General features: G+C 41.3%; 8 protein-coding genes. 1 reads left to right on the top strand and 7 read right to left on the bottom strand.

All coding sequences use genetic code 11. The features are described from left to right. Positions 1-12: 12 nt before the first annotated feature. The 7 genes from ABS301_RS15810 to ABS301_RS15840 are packed head-to-tail and all read right to left on the bottom strand — an operon-like array spanning position 13 to position 15,715. On the bottom strand, positions 13-711 hold the full coding sequence (locus tag ABS301_RS15810; RefSeq protein WP_349673141.1) for a thioesterase II family protein: 699 nt from the start codon (positions 709-711) through the stop codon (positions 13-15). Between the two features lie 19 nt (positions 712-730). After that, complete coding sequence (locus ABS301_RS15815; protein WP_349673142.1) at positions 731-2,134, bottom strand: aminotransferase family protein; 1,404 nt, start codon at positions 2,132-2,134, stop codon at positions 731-733. Positions 2,135-2,150: 16 nt separating this feature from the next. Next, the gene (locus ABS301_RS15820; RefSeq protein ID WP_349673143.1) at positions 2,151-3,386 is read right to left on the bottom strand and encodes a U32 family peptidase; all 1,236 of its coding nucleotides are present in this window, start codon (positions 3,384-3,386) and stop codon (positions 2,151-2,153) included. Further along, positions 3,383-4,270 carry a class I SAM-dependent methyltransferase gene (locus ABS301_RS15825; protein WP_349673144.1) on the bottom strand — a complete coding sequence of 296 codons (888 nt, stop codon included), beginning with the start codon at positions 4,268-4,270 and terminating at the stop codon, positions 3,383-3,385. The genes ABS301_RS15820 and ABS301_RS15825 overlap by 4 nt, the downstream gene beginning before the upstream one ends. Next, entirely contained in the window at positions 4,267-13,668 is a 9,402-nt protein-coding gene (locus ABS301_RS15830; protein WP_349673145.1) for a non-ribosomal peptide synthetase, read from the bottom strand. The genes ABS301_RS15825 and ABS301_RS15830 overlap by 4 nt, the downstream gene beginning before the upstream one ends. A gap of 27 nt (positions 13,669-13,695) precedes the next feature. Continuing rightward, positions 13,696-14,724, bottom strand: coding sequence for a 3-deoxy-7-phosphoheptulonate synthase (locus tag ABS301_RS15835; RefSeq protein WP_349673146.1), 1,029 nt, complete (start codon positions 14,722-14,724; stop codon positions 13,696-13,698). A 1-nt stretch (position 14,725) separates the two neighbouring features. Further along, positions 14,726-15,715 (bottom strand): SagB/ThcOx family dehydrogenase, encoded by a 990-nt coding sequence (locus tag ABS301_RS15840; RefSeq protein WP_349673147.1) that lies wholly within the window; start codon positions 15,713-15,715, stop codon positions 14,726-14,728. 434 nt (positions 15,716-16,149) lie between these two features. Between ABS301_RS15840 and ABS301_RS15845 the strand changes: the two genes are divergently transcribed. After that, the gene (locus ABS301_RS15845) at positions 16,150-16,725 is read left to right on the top strand and encodes a TetR/AcrR family transcriptional regulator (RefSeq protein ID WP_349673148.1); all 576 of its coding nucleotides are present in this window, start codon (positions 16,150-16,152) and stop codon (positions 16,723-16,725) included. The last annotated feature ends 72 nt before the right edge of the window (positions 16,726-16,797 follow it).

The following is a 16,797-nucleotide window of genomic DNA, read 5'->3' on the forward strand; positions in this document are numbered from 1 at the left end:
TATTTTATATAATCAACAATCTAATATTTCCTTTAAGCCTTTGTTAATGCAACGACAGGTTTCTGATGTATTGGTATTTATAAAGAAATGAACACCCGGTACAAAATCCAATTGACACTTTTTGCAATACCATGCCCACTGATCCAAAAAGCAGCGGCTGATTGAATCATTTAAGCCATTAATCAAATAAAACTTAAAATCAAATTTAATGATCTGCCCTGTGAAACAATATGTCTCACAAAGCTGAAAATCCGCTCTTAGGGCAGGTAAGTACAGGTCAAACAGTTCCTCACATTTTGATACTTCCTCTGGTATTCCGCCTATGGAAATCATTGCCTGTCTGAATTCCCTATCATCAAGCTTGTGATATTCTGTCCCGGATTTAATGTGGGGTGGCTCTACGCCCAGAAAAAAAACTCCGGAAGGAAGTCTTCTTCCCTTTTGCACAATCTTTCTGCACAATTCAAAGGTAAGAATCCCGCCCATACTAAAGCCCATGATACAGTATTCCTCCTGGTCAATCCAGCCACTGATTTTCTGATATAAATCATCCACAGCACTGCTCACATCTGCATAAGGTTTTTCCGCAAAACGGCTGCCTCTGCCAGCCAGTTCCATCGGTCTTACCTTTACATTCTGAAGCATCAGATCCTGTATTTTTTTAAACATGGCCGCACTTCCGCCAGCACAGGGGATACAAAATAAATTCAACTGCCTCTTCCCCTTTCATTTATGAATTGGCTGTTCTCAGTTTAGAAGTAACTAACTCTTTTAATAACCTCTTCTTTTTCAGAATCTCTTCTTTCTTGCCGGTATCCAATGCTGTCTTTAATGCTGAATAAATATGATCCGCAATATCTTTTGTGATAATAAGAGGTGGAAACAGCGCAATCACATTTCTGTTGTAATAAACAATCACTCCCAAAGAAGCACAGTCAGCAACTATTTCAAACATCTCAGACTCGCTTAAAGGTTTTCTGGAAACCCGGTCCTTAACAAGCTCCATACCAATCATAAGACCACGTCCCCGGATCTCACCTAACACAGGTCTTTCTTCCATCAGACTCTTTATTTTTTCCATTAAATATTCTCCTGTTTTCCTGGAGTTCTCTACCAGATTCTCACGAAGAATAATATCGATATTGCCAAGAGCCACTGCACTGCATACGGGATTTCCGCTGGAAGTACTTCCGTGCTGAAAATAGTGATCCTCACCTTTAAAATTTTCATAAACTTTTTGAGTTGCCAATACGGCGGAGACTGGAAGATAACCGCTGCTGATCCCCTTGCCGAGGCAGAGGATATCCGGCCGTTTTCTCCACCTGTCTGTGGCGAAAAGTTCTCCTGTTCTGCCAAATCCTGTGGTCACTTCATCCGCAATCATTAGCATGTCATACCGGTCTAACAGTTCCATCAGAGTATCGAAAAAGCTGTCACTGATTGCTATAATTCCTCTTTCTCCCATAAGAGGCTCGGCAATAAAGGCCGCCATTGTATCAGGCCCCTCTCTCTCGATCACTCTTTGGATTTCTTCCAGACATTTCAATTCACATTCCGCCTGATCTTTGGTCTCATATGCCCCGTGATAGGAATAAGGAGGTTCTACCTGCAAAAGTCCTCCCGGCAGCGGCGCATACAGCTTTTCATTGATTTCATCGCCAGACAGACCTATGGCTCCATAGCTTACTCCGTGATAACAGCCTTTAAAGGACAGGATTTTATATTTTCCCCGTTTCTCTTCTGCCTCACTCTGGCGAAAAAACTGCCTCGTCATCTTAAGAGCCGTTTCAACTGCTTCCGAACCATTGCTTCCCAGATATGCTTTATCATAGTAATTCCCCGTCAGGGCGCACAAACAATCTGCAAGCTCGCAAGCCTTTGGATGAGTCTGGCGGAAGCAGGATGAATAGCAGAGTTTTTTCATCTGTTCAAATGCTATATCTGCAAGCTCCTCTCTCCCATGTCCAACTGCCACATTCCATAAAGAACCGCTGGCATTGATAAACTTTTTTCCGGCTTCGTTATAAACAAAAGGGCCTTCTCCTCTGACAATAGTCATAGGACCCACATCCTTATAAGGCAAAAATTCCTCCAGATCCGTAAACGGATTCCATAAATGATACGCTCTTTCCATGTTTTTCCTCCCCCTTCTAAAATAATTTGTAAAAATCTCCTGAATTTAATTGCCCAAGAATGGAATCTGCTTTTCCTTTCCATGCTTTGATATCCTCGTCAGAACTGCGGATGGCCTTTTTCGCCCACTGAAAGCAGTAATTACACTCTACTCTGCTGTCAGCCACAACTTCCCTGCATACGTGATCTCCACAGGTAAATTCACCATTTACAAATTTCATCAAAAATCCATCTAACGCTTTATTGTCCATATATACATCAGGGATATTGAAAATATCCTTATACTGCATAAGGCCCTGAATGTTGAACTGGGGTGCTTTTGGTATTACCCCTTTCATATCAATATTTTTAATTGCTTTGGTTGATGGAAGATTGACGATATCAAGGAAATTGCCGTCATAACTTCGCTGCGTATAAGCCTTAATTACCTGTTCCAGAAACTCTGTAGTTCTTGTTCTGTCAAGTAATTTGATAGAAAAATCATAATTTCCCGTTTTTTCCATCAGAGCCTCGTAATGAACAATATCCTCCGGTCTGATCCAGGCGGATTTGATGAACTGTGAGGGGTCTCCCAAACGGGTCATTGTGCATTTGAGCATGCAGTAGTCTACACTAAAACCCGCAGAGGAACTGCCTTTCTCACTGGCATGTGACTGAGAGTTTCCATGGCTGACACTGTAAGGGCAGTCATGGAGGCATATGTTATTGGCTATAAGCCGAAGCTTTAATCCTGTTCCTTTTGTGACCAGTAAAAGATTTTCCAGCTTATTAAAATTTCTCATAAAATTGTCATTCAGTGTGATTTCATCTGCCCCCAGATCCTGCCAGTATTTCACTTTCTGAAGTGTGTCCACCAGTGCATAAAGACCTATGGTTACTTTTAAATGAGGAAACCGTTTCCTGATGCTTTCCAGCATGTAAGGCGAATTCGTAGTAATAATGTCCACACCAATCTTAGAAAGTCTGTCTAAATATTTATCCAGTTTCTTATTATAATCCCGTTCCATTTCATGACTTCCATAGCACATTGGATTTATCAGATAATTAAACCGAATGTCCTGCTTATGACACTGGGCAATATACTGCTCTAAGTCCTTCCAGCTCACATCAGGAAGCACCATGGAACATCGTCCTCCCCCAAAATCATCAATTTTCAATTTTCCAAATACAGATTTAATTTCATTTTTGATGTCATATTTTTTAATGACATCCAAAAGCTCCAGATCAAAATTTGTACCTACCGAATAAATCAAACCGTCCCCTCCTCTTTCCCATTTTTAACAGCAGTAACCAGAACATAATCCGGGGTTCCAAACAGAATTCCCCATATTTTAGGATAAAAACTGCTAAAAAAGCTAACTCTTCCAACACGTATCTTTATTTGTTCAATGGGTTTATGGGGCATTAAGAAACGGGAAAGAAAATACCACGCAAGTCCTGTAAAAACCTCATGCCCAATGTGCTTTACTTTAATCTGGGAAAAACCAGCCGCCTTTAGTTTCTTTACATAGCAGTCAATGTCATACATGTTTTTTTCCGGTATAAACAGCCCTTCCCGCCATTTTTTCTGCCAAAAGAACTTTTTTTTCGTCTGCTTTTCAGGAAGCATGTCCGTAGCGGTTAATAATCCGCCTCTTTTCAGCACACGATGGGCCTCCCGAAAGAAATCTTCCCTGGTGTCAAAATGGTAGGCGCAGTCCAGTGCAGAAACTTTATGAAATGACTCGTTGTCAAAGGGAAGCTTGCTGGCTGTTCCAGCCATGAACCGGATGGATGTGCCTTCCTCATTTTTTTGCCGTACAATGGCCTCTTCAATGTGCTTTTCCAATAAATCCATGGCTGTGATGGATATTCCCGGATATTTTCTGCTCCAGAAAAAATCCTGTTCTCCGCTTCCGCATCCCACATCCAATACGGAATCCGACTCATTAAATTTTCCCGCTCTGCTTAACAGCATGGCCAGTTTCTCACACGCCTGATTATAATAGGCTGCATGTTTCCAATAGCCTACATTCATCCAACGTGCATGATTGGTTCCATTGAGTCCCGGCACAATATCGTAATTCATATCCTGGTAATATTCCTTAGCGCTGCTATGAACCGCATTCATGTGGTCTATAAAATTTTTCAGCCTCATACGATCACCTCCTTCTTAAAAAACCCGATTTTTTTGCCATATTCCAACATGCCTCTGATATGTTCTTTACTTACTCTTGACCAATTAAATCCCATAGACTCCAAAACGCCTCTGGTGTAGTCATTAACAATGACACGCATTGCTCCTTCCAGAGACATATATGCGCTGGAATGAAGCAGAAGCGTATTAATGCAGTCTTCCAGGGACTCTTTTTTATAACTGTCGTATACAAAATCGAAAAATTGGCTGAATTCCATAATTTCCAGATTTTCCTTCATTCCTGCATGCTTTAACTTATCATAGAATTCATACATACCAAGCTTATTCTCGTTATAGATATGATAGATTCCATCCTTCACTTCTTTTTCCATTGCCAGTTTCACAATCGCTTTGCTGCACTCATCCACAAATGTAAAATCCAAAAGTGTAGCATCTACATTTGGCATGGCTCCCAGTTCAAAAAACGCCTGCATGATCAGATAAAATGAATTAAAATCTATATTTCTCTGGAATTTCCCGTTTCTGGAGTCAAATACAATGGTACCGATTCTAAAGATTTTGACCATAGCTCCCTTTTTCCGGTATACTTCAATTAAGTCTTCAGCCTCTTTTTTCGACCTTACGTATAATTCTTCTGCATTCCCGTTAATTTCCTCGTAATCCTCATGGAACAAAACTTCTATATCATTGCTGTCTATGGATTCCATCACTCTGGTTGTGGACATATGACACAATTCTTTTTGTTTTCCTTCCATGCTGAATTTCAGAAGATTTTCCACACTTTTAACATTGCTTCTGTAAAAATCCTCATACTTTCCAAAATGTTCCACTTTGCCAGCGCAATGAAATACTGCATCTACCGTATGGCACAGACTTTCGTATCCATCCTTTTTCTGTCCCAGCATTTCCTGGGACAAATCTCCCTGAAACGCCACGATCCGATTCCTGAACCTGGAGTAGAACTCTTCACCAAAGTAAAAGATCAGATTCTCCTTCAGGCGGTTTATGTAGTCATCACCTCTGACCAGTGCAAATATTATCATATCTGTGGTGGTCAGCAGGGTTTCCATTAAATTGGCTCCTAAATATCCGGTTCCCCCTGTCAGTAATACGGCTTTATAATCTTTGCTGCCCCTGGCCTTAAAGGTTTTTAATTTTTTTTCGGCATTGTCAAGATAGGTATTATAATCTTCAGACAGTTTTTTCTGTGCATCTGACGTATCTACTGCGGCGATATATTGCTGCTTAAACTGCTTTAACCGCTCCTCCTTATAGTCAGATTTTCTCTTTATAAGTCTGGCTGCAAGGGCTTCCACTGTCTGATACCGGAAGATCAGGTTCATATCCGCCTCAAATACTTCATTGATTTTATTATAAAGAGATATGCCTTTCATGGAGTCGCCGCCCAGTTCAAAAAAATTATCTTTTATACTGAACTGATCCACACCCAGAACCTCTTTAAAGTATTGATACAGAATTTTTTGATTTTCAGTTTCCGGAGCCAGAACGATTCGTTCATCAGGCAGCTTGTCCATATAGCTCAGCTGTTTTCTGTCTATTTTCCCGTTAGCAGTAAGAGGAATGGTTTCAATCTGTCTGATCAGAGCAGGTAACATATAATAAGGCAGCTTATCAGTAAGAAATTCACGAATCCGTTCAACAGGTATTTTTTCATCTGAAGTAAAGCATGCAATCAGCCTGTTTCTATTGTCTGCGCTGACTGTGCCCACTGCACGTTTTACACCCTCAAAGCGAAGCATGGCTGATTCAATTTCGCCTAATTCCACCCGGTAGCCATTTATTTTTACCTGATTGTCTCTTCTTCCCAGGAAATCAATGTACCCTTTTTCAGTCATTACTCCCATATCTCCGGTCCTGTATATTCTTCCAAGAGACGCAGTCTCAAGAAATAAACGGGAGGTTTTTTCCGGGTCATTGCAGTATCCCTGTGCTACGCCTGTTCCGCCAATGACAATCTCTCCAGGAACACCAATGGGACAGATTTTCTGGTTGTCATTGAGGATATAAAGCTTCTGGTTCCCCAGGGGATATCCATATGGTATGGTCGTCCATGTGGGTTCCACTTTATTAACCGGATAGTAAATGGACCAGATGGACCCTTCTGTTGCGCCGCCAAGACTGATCACTCTGGCGTTTTCATACCTGTTTCTGATCCGGTCCGGTAAATCCACTGGTATATAATCACCGCTGAGCATGACAATCCTTAAGGATTGTGTCTGTTCAAACTTTACCTCCAGTTCCTGATTAATCTCATCGAAGTAGTTTTCTTCTTCCGTTTCTCTGACGGATAAAAGGAGCTGGAAAAGTGCAGGTACGGAATTCCATACAGTGACTTCCTCCTCACTGACAAGCCGGTTTAGTTCTTCCGCATTTTTATTGTCTCCGGCAAGAATCAAAGCCGCACCTGCTGCGAAGGTTCCGAAAATATCATATACGGATAAATCAAAAGTGAAAGATGATACTCCAAGTATTCTATCATTATCCGTAATTTCAAACCTTCTGTTTACATCCAGAATGGTATTCATAGCCTCTCGGTGTGTGATCACGACCCCCTTTGGAACACCAGTGCTGCCTGACGTATAGATGATATAAGCAGTGTCATCTGCTTCTGTCTTGATTTCCTTATGTAAGCAGCCTGATTCCTGCTTAAGTTCTTCAGCCAGATCAGCCGTTATTGCCAGCTTACTTCCACTGTTCTCCAGAATATATTCTTTCCGGTTCTCCGGAATACCCGGGCTGATGGGAACGTAGACACCCCCGCATTTTAAAACGGCAAGAATTGCGGCTATTGTCTGCGCATTCCTGTATTCGTATACTGCAGCCTTATCCCCATTTTTCAGTCCTCTCTTCTTTAATCCTGCAGCCATTTTTTCAGCCATGTCGTTGATCATCTGATACGTATAGGTGCCTTCCCCGGTGACCAGTGCGATATGGTCTCCCCCTAAAAGGACCTGTTTTTCAAATGCTTCTGTCAGCGTTATGGATTCTATATCACAATCCGTCTGATTATATTGATTTACAAATGCAGACTCACTCTCTGAAAGCATGCTGCCCTCTCCAGCCGCTTCAATGACAGCGGTAAAACGTTCAAACATGCGCTCCATCATAACCGGGTTAAACAACTGCTGTGCATAATCCCAGGTAATACTGAGCCCGTCATTGCCTGTCATTACCTGGCAATCCAGATAAACCTGAGATGTCTGGCTGACGCTGTACACCAGTTTTCCCATATTTTCCAGACTGATTCCGTCCTCATTCTCAAAGATCATGCCTGTAAAAACGAAAGGAAATAAAAGTTCACCCACCCGATTCTGCCTTTTGGAAACCTCTCTGATTACACTTACTCCGTCGTATTCCATGTACTCTAAGTTCTCGGTAATCTTCCTCTGAACGTTTAAACACTCTTCCCACAGTTCTACCGACTCGCCGTTGATATCCAAAAGCATGACAGATGTAAAATCTCCAATCATGTTTTTTACTGCCTGTTCAAATGGGAACCTTGTAAATACCGTGACGTTTAAGGTAACAGTATTTCGATTGCTGTAAGCGGCAAGGATTCTGCCATATAGTGTCATGAGAAATGTGGATGCAGTGAAAGAATGTGCATTTATTTTTTCTTTCAGAGCCTGCCATTTTTCAGTGGACATTTTATGAATCAGTCTGCGAAATACCGGTTTTTCAATTTCGTCCGGAGTCTGAATCATTGGAAGATCCGGCGCTCCTGCAAAGCATTCCGCCTGTTTTTTCCAATAGTCCTCTGCTGTTTTATAAAAGGGACTTTTTTTCATTTCCTCTACGGAAAGTATGTAGTCACGGAATGTAAAGGTATTCTCACTCAGGACGATCTGTTCGTCCTCATACAGTCTCATAACTTCTCTGATCAGGATTCTCATACTGATTCCATCGGCAATCAGCAAATCAAAGCCAGCCAGCAACCTTACCCGGTCTTCAGCCAGGCGATACGCAAAAAAATCAAACAATGGAAACTTATTCTGCTCAAAGACTTTATGGGAATATTCTTCCCTCGCCTTTCCCAGGATCTCTTCTTTTTCTTCTGACGTCACCCCGGTTAAATCCAGTTCTCTTATCTCAAACCAGCCCGGATTTTCTAAAATTTGTTGTGTTCCATCTGAATTGACCACTGCTCTTAACATGGGATTTGCACGGATTACTTTATTTAAACTTCTGGTCAGGCGGGGAATATCAAAATCATTTTCAACCTCATAATAAGCATGAGTGGAAACGCCCCCCATTTTTAACCCGCTGCTTCTTCCTACCAAATACGACCTCTGGATATCTGTTAACGGAAAGCATTCATACCTTTCCTCTGTTTTTCCTGTAACAGCCGTGTATTCCTTTAGACCTGCCGCACCCTTCTTCCTGCCGTTTTCAATAAATTCTGCAATACTTTCCATGGACCCACGCATCATAAATTCCCGAAATGGAACCTCAAGACCAAATTTCGATTTAATCTCATGAACCACTGAGATCATGGTCAGAGAATCTCCTCCCAATTCCATAAACGGCCTGCTGACGGATAAATTATCTGTTTTTAAATACTTCTTCCAGATCTCATAAAGATCCTTTTGCGTCTGAGTTTGTGGTTCCCGGTCCATAAGCTCTCCGGACTCCTTAATGACAGGCAGATTTTTTCTATCCAGCTTTCCGTTTCCGGTCAGCGGTATCCTCTCCAGAAAAACAACGGTGGAAGGAATCATATAATATGGGAGAATGCTGTTTAAATCATCTCTTACTTTGCGTTCACTAACCGTTTCATTGGTACACACATAAGCACAGACGGATTTAACTCCGCTTTTATATTCATGAACAAGGGCTGCTGCGTTGCTGACGTAGGACAACCCTTTGATGGCATTTTCAATCTCTCCCAGTTCGATTCGGAACCCATTGATTTTTATCTGCCCGTCCTTTCTCCCCAAAAAGATTATGTAGCCCTCTTCTGAAAACACTCCATAATCACCGGTATGGTATATTATTCCCAGCCCCTCTTTTTTATAAAATGCTGCATCTGTTTTTTCCGGATCCTGATAATAGCCTTCTGCCACGCCGGTTCCGCCAATGCATATCTGCCCCTTTACACCGACAGGTACAAAATCATCGGCTTCGTCCAGTAAATATACGTTCTGATTGGCCAGAGGATAGCCGTAAGGAATGGACGCCCACTGATTCTTTACCTCCTTAATGTCATAATAAATAGACCAGACTGACGCTTCTGTGGCTCCACCCAGGCTTACCATACGGCAATTTTCAAAATACCCGTACGCCTCCTGTATCAGATTCTTGGGTATCCAGTCGCCGCTTAACATAACCAGCTTAAGAGAAAACAGACGGCGAATGGTATCACCGCTTTCCAGATAATCGTCAAAATACTCTTCACTTTCTGATCTGTCATTCTTCAGACAATCTGTCAGCATCTGAAAAAGTGCCGGTACGGAATTCCATACAGTGACTCCTCTTTCAGAAAGAATGGTCATCATCTGCTCCGTATCATGGACATCCGGTATCAGGGCCAGCTCAGCTCCTGAAATCAGGGCACCAAAAATATCATATACCGACAAATCAAAGCCAATAGAAGAGACACAGGCAATCACATCCTGATCTGACACTTGAAAATTTCTGTTAATATCCAGTATTGTGTTTACGACGGCTCCGTGTTTTACGTAAACTCCCTTGGGCTGTCCTGTACTGCCTGAAGTAAATATAATATATGCAATATCGTCTGGAGAACTGACTGGTTCTTCCTGTTCCCCATCATCTTCAATTTGGGTATAATCCATATTACGTTCAAGAATCACAGAGCAGCTGCTTTTTTCCAGAATCAGCTTTCGTCTTTCCTCAGGCTGTATTTCATCAATTGGAATATAGGCAGCTCCACTGCGGATTACTCCCAGAATGTTGATCACAGTATCAAAATCCCGTGTTCCGATTACTGCTACGTTACTTCCTGCCTTTATACCTTTCATTTTCAAATAATTTTTCACCCTGCCTGATTTCTCCCACAAACGTTCATAGCTCATGGTTTTTTCTCCACAGGATAAAATAGCCTTTTCTTTGTATTTCCCATATGCCTGGATCAGAAGTTCATTTAAACTGACATAAGGAATATCTTCTTTTGTGGCATTGTATGCATGGAGAATTTCAATATCCTGGTGCAGCAGCCTCTTTAGAAAGCCTCTGTCTGAGATTTCAGAGGAGAATCCGGTGTCTGTACAAAGTCCTGCCAGGTCATAATGAAACAAAGTAAACATACGTTCCAGAATGTTACCCTCAAATACCCCTTTTTTGTAGTCCCAGTTTATTACAAGAGAACCTTTTTCCTCATAAGCCTGACAATCCAGATCCACCTGGGAAGTCTGGCTGTAACCTCTGACCATACGTCCGATTTTATCCAGATTCAATTCAAAAGCATCAGAAAGCAACGATGTAAACACGACAGGAAAGTTGGCTTCTTTCGTTCCCCTCACCTTTGCAATCTCCCGCATAAATTCGATTCCGTCAAAGGACTTATGCATCAATGCTTCCAGCATGTTTTTTTGTACGCTGGAGCAAAGACCCAACAGGTTCTCCCTGGACAAATCTATGTCAAGCAGTAAAACAGACGTGAAATCTCCGATTGCATCTATTATTCCGCGGGTGCTCTTTCTGTTAAATACAGGAACATTCAATGTAAACCGGCTGGAACCGCTGTATAAACCCAATATCTTTGCATACAGACTCATAATAAGAACAGAAGGCGTAACAGAATATTTCTTCAATTCCTCTTTTATCCTGTCCCAGCTGGGTTTGTCAATTGTGACAGTCTTTCGCCCAAATCCCTGAGTATTCTCCTGGGGAATACGATTTACGGTTAAAGGAGGTGCTGATGGAAATTGGTTCAGTCTGTTCAACCAGTACATCCTGTCTTTGTTGTATTGCCTGGAATGTTTTTCCTCCTGCTTCTCCAGACAGTAAACGAAAAAACGCGGATCTTCCTGATCGCTCTGATGCTCATGTTGGTAATAGTCTGCAATGCCATCTACGAAAAGCTTCAGACTCATTCCATCCGCAATCAGCATATCCATCTGAATCAGCAGCCGTGTGTCACCTTCTCCCATCTTTATGGCCTGAATGGTAAAAAGCGGTTCTTTTTCGGTATCAAATACCTTACTTTTCTGAAGTTCAAACTCCTGATCCAGTGTATTTGCTTTTTGTTCTTCTGTCATATGGGAGAGATCCATTGTTTTTATGTAGTACCAGTTCCCGGTTTTATCCGCGTGCATAACCCCCTCTCTGGAGATTCGCAGACAAAGCGCAGGCTGACTCCTTATCATGCAGTTTACCGCCTTTTCCAGCCGGTCAATCTCCCATGAAGTTGATAATTCATACAATACCTTTGTAGCGATTCCCTCTTCACGCCCAATCAGATAAGCTTTCTGAAGTTCTGTTGCCGGTATGGTATCTGGCAGCTCCCTGATTTTTTTATCTGCTGCTGCATCATTTCTTACCGTCTCCTTTTTCTCTGAAACACAGGTGTTCAAATAGGTAAAATAAGGTTGCTTTAAGAAATCTTCTACTTCAATTTCTACTCCAAAGGTCTCTTCTATCTCACTTAACAAAGCAATCAGTTTAATGGAATCTCCCCCCAGATCAAAAAAACTGTTGGTATCTGCTGGTTCCGCATCAAGGATCTGCCTCCACATCTGGGCGAGAGGCTCACTGATAGGGAAACCTTCCTCTCCCTTCCCCCAGATCATATCGTTGTTTTTAAATGTTTTTCGGTAATCATTCAGCAAATGATAGCGCTGCACCTTACCACTTGTCGTCTTCGGAATATTGTTAACAGTTAATACATACCGGACAGATATCTGGAACGTTCTCTGAACCACCTCTTTTATCTTTCTTTCTGTCTCCAGAGCCTTTTCCCCTACTCCCAGATGCTTGACAAAAACAATTAACTCATTTTCCTCTTCGTCATAAACGGCAGCACAGTCTTTGATTCCACTCTCTGAGAGAACGATATCCAGGTCACTGAGATAACAGTTTTGGCCGTTAATAAAAAACATATCTTTTTTTCTGCCGGTAATAAAGAGCCTTCCATTCTTGATAAAGCCCATATCTCCGGTTTTTAAATAGCCGTTTGAAAAACTTTCCTCATTGATAAGGGCACTGTCGTAATAACCACAGGTTAAGTTGGGACCATGAATTAAAATATCTCCGATCTGACCATCTTCCAGTATCTCTTCATTTTCATCTGTTATTTTCACATCGATTCCATCCAAAGGTTCTCCCACAGCAACATAACCTTTCTTTTCTGCCGGACTTTTTTTCACCTCAACCAGCCGGTCGCCGCAGTGGGGGATGGTCACACCGATGCACGCCTCTGCCATCCCATATACCGGAAGCATTGCATTGGGATCAAGCCCACAGGCGGCAAACCTCTCGTTAAACCTCTGTATGGAGTGAATATTAATGGGCTCTGCTCCATTTAATACTGCACGGATGCTGGAAAGATCCAGGGTCCTCATATGCTTTTCTTTTACCATTTTTACAGACCAGTCAAAGGCAAAATTGGGCATACCCATAATTGTAGTCTTATATTCCTTTACTTTTTGATAAAAATAGGTTGGATTTTTTATAAAATTCATAGGTGAAAGAATAATCTGATTCATGCCTCTGCAAAAAGTCGTTATATGAAATCCTACAAGCCCCATATCGTGGGTCAGAGGCATCCAGCTTTCGGAAACATCTTTTTCCGTCAGATTCAGCCGTCTGCCAATCTGTTCCACATTGTAAATAATATTGCTGTGCTTTAATACCACACCTTTTGGCGAATTGGTGCTTCCTGATGAAAACTGGATATATGCCGTATCTTCTCCCGTAATCTGTTCCGGACAAAATAAAAGAATGCTGCTTTCTGCCTGCTTTTTCATATCCTCATAAATCAGGATATTTCCCCGTGCTTTCACATCTTCCCCAAGAGTACACAGCAGTTCTTCTTCCAGAATCAGCCGGGGCCATTCAAGCTTTTCCAGAACAGCTTCCAGTTTTTTATTAATATTTGCTGTTTTTATTTCCGCTGCAGTTGTTACAGGTACTGCAATAATACCGGTATAAAGACATGCCCAGAAAGAAATGATAAAGGACTGGGGATTGCTGATCTGAAAAACCAGCTTATCCCCTTTTTTCATTCCCATTTCTAACATAACACACCCCAGCTGTTTTGCTTTCTTTCTGATTTCTTTAAATCTCAGTCTGGATTCTTCTCCCTTTCTGTCAGCAAAAACAATAAAACCGTCATCCCTGGCTCTTTCCATGTAATCAGGCAATGTGTGATACGGTGCTTTTATCGTAATACTCTTTCCCCGTAAATGTGATTTCATAGATGCTTCCCCCTTTATTTCAAATTCTCATACGTGTTCAGCTATGTAATGCAGCAGCTCCTCTGTCTCATTCCATCCAAGGCATCCATCGGTAACCGACTTTCCATACACATTTCCGGAAATCTCCTGTCTTCCTGCTTCAATAAAACTTTCTATCATTACCCCCCTTACCATCATCCGAATCTCTTCTGATCTTCTCCGGCTTTCCAGTACATCATAAATAATCATTGGCTCCCTGGAGTAATCCTTTCCTGAATTCGCATGGTTCACATCACAGATGATAAAGGGATTTTTAAGCTTTTGTTTCCTATATCTCTCTCCTATTTTCAGCAGCTGGTCATATTGGTAGTTGGGTACATATTCTCCCATAAAATTTTCGTACCCTCTGATAATGGCATGAGCCAGAGGATTTCCAGAACTCTTTACCTCTCTGTCTCTGTATATGAATTTATGTCCATGCTGAGCAGCAAAAATGGAATAGAATAAAGTATCCGGATTCCCGTTTGTGGGATTCTTCATACCAACGGGACAATCCACTCCGCTGGATACAAAGCGGTGCTGCTGATCTTCCACGGACCGGGCTCCTATGGCCAGATAGCTTACAATATCCTGAAAATAAGCAAAAGCTTCCGGATAGAGTAGCTCATCAGCCGTTGTCAGACCTGATTCCCTGGCAACCTTTAAATGAAGATTTCTTGCCGCTCTCAAACCTTTAACAAGATCGGAATGGGTACTGCCCTCCGGATAATGAAGAATTCCTTTATAACCGTATCCATTGGTTCTTGGTTTAGCTGTATAGATCCGCGGAATGATAAATAGCTTTTGATTTAGTTTCTGATTGACTTTTGACAGGCGGCTTGCGTAATCACAGACGGCATCCTCGTTACTTGCGGAACATGGGCCAACAATAACCAGGAATTTATTGGTCTGATTCTGGATCACTGCAGCTAATTCCCTGTCTCTTTCCAGCTTAATGGAAGCAAGCTTACAAGAAACCGGACTTTCCTCTCTTAACTGTTCCGGAGACGGCATATCATGCAAGGGCTTAAAGCTCATATTATTTCTCCTTTGGCTGCACACTCTCAGCTTCATCCTTGTAACCGCACTCCATGGAATGCAGAAATAACTGGCTCTTGTTTAAATGGAAGCAGGATTCCATTTTCCCATATAACATATCTCCAATGGAACAGGTCCCAATTCCCTCCTCTTCGCTTATCCGGGTAATAAGGCCTGCCATAATACCACAATCCAAAATCCCGTAATAGTATCCCATACCACTGTATTTTGGCATACTGCATCTGGCGTTGTACAGAAAATATATGGTAAACGCTGAGCCTGCAAAAATCTCCTGATTGGTGATAAACTGGGACTTATCCGTGATATTTTCTCCCTTATCAACAAAGGTAATTCCATTTATTACGGGGTTATAATAATATAATCCCTGTTCCACACCTTCCACTCTGCCGGGTTTTACAAACACATAGACATCAACCGGGTACAATCCGCCTGCACTGGGATAATATCTGGTTCCCTTTCTGTCCTCCCTGTTTTGCAAAGCCCCCAATATTCTTGAAAGAGAATGATATGTAATGATTTTTTTTGAAAATTCCCGAACTGTTTCACGGTAAATTATGTTATTGCAATAATTGGAATCCTTTAAAATATAGGTCAGCCCTTCTTTTACAAGCTCCCGTCCGGACTGCTCCTTTTTAAACTCTTCCAATTCCTCCTTTACAAATCGTATGGTTTCCGGATAATCATTCTCAAACAGCTTTGTCTGACTATGAAACAGTTCCTTTGGTGTGATTACAGAACACACCAGAATTTTCTTTTTAATAAAATCCAGTATTAAATTTTTAAGCAGACTCTTGTTTTCTGTCTCAAACCGCTTTTCCAGATCATCGGTTACGGCTCCATTCTGAGTCATATAATAAAACTCTGGAAAAAACTGAGCCGCCTGCCTGCCGTATCGAAACCGTTCCACATAAAGTTCTTCTTCCTTTACATAAAACTGTACTCCAGGAGACCAATAGTAAATCTCATTCATATTCCCGCCCCTTTCTCTATCCATTTTTTAGTTAGTCTAAACAAACCGCCCTGTAGTATTTTGAGTGAATATTGAAATACTACAAGTTTTAACTGACTAAATATTGGATTTATCTAAGAATTTTCATAAATATACAGATCTGAGATTATTTATACTACATGTATTAACCTATAGTTTTTAATTTGTCAATCTACTTTTCCTGATTATTTGGTCTTTTAAGCGCAAAACTCCTGCATTGTTCGACCTGTTTACTTTTATTTCGACTTGTTTTTTCTTTTTTCAGTTTTTTTCTTGGTTATTCTCCTTCATTCTATTCGACAAACCAGTAAAATGTTTTCGATTTATTGGGTAAATAATCAGAGTAAATCTGATATTGACGAATTTAAGGCAGCAAGTTAATATAGAATTACATGCTGGAAAAGGAGGTAATCATCATGGGACGACCTTACACGGAGGAAGAACGGGAAGAATTAAAGAGAAAAATAAAGAACATCGCTTCTCTCATGTTTATGGAAGAAGGGTTTAAAAATTGCAAAATACAGGAGCTTACCAAAAAGGCCGGGATTTCCATGGGAGGATTTTACACTTTTTACAAAGACAAAGAAGCTCTTTACGAAGAAATCCTGCGGGATGAGACCAACAGAATACGACAGAAAATTCTGACAATCATTGATGAGGAAAATCAGACACCCCAGGGGTTCTTCTCGGATCTGGCAAATGTGTTTCTGGAAAAAACCTCTACAAACAAATTTTACACCAGTGAATACAGCGGCCTTTTAGAATCAATGGTCTGGAACAATGATACGTACGCATCACAGGATAATCTGGACTTTATCAAAAAACTGAAACATATCTGGGCTGGTAAAGGGTATTTCCTGAAAGCTTCCGAGGAAGAGATTGCTTCCGCAGTTGCCACACTGGCTGTATTATGCATGCAGAAAAAAATGATTGGCAACGGTTTTTCATTCTGGTACGAAAAAATACAAAAATTAATACTGGAGCTTATTTGATAATTTTTATTAAAGCTATGAATATTATTTGATATTTTCATAGAACAGTGCTATAATCCAGAAAAAGGGGGT

The organism is Lacrimispora sp. (assembly GCF_031982545.1).
Taxonomy (GTDB): domain Bacteria; phylum Bacillota; class Clostridia; order Lachnospirales; family Lachnospiraceae; genus Lacrimispora.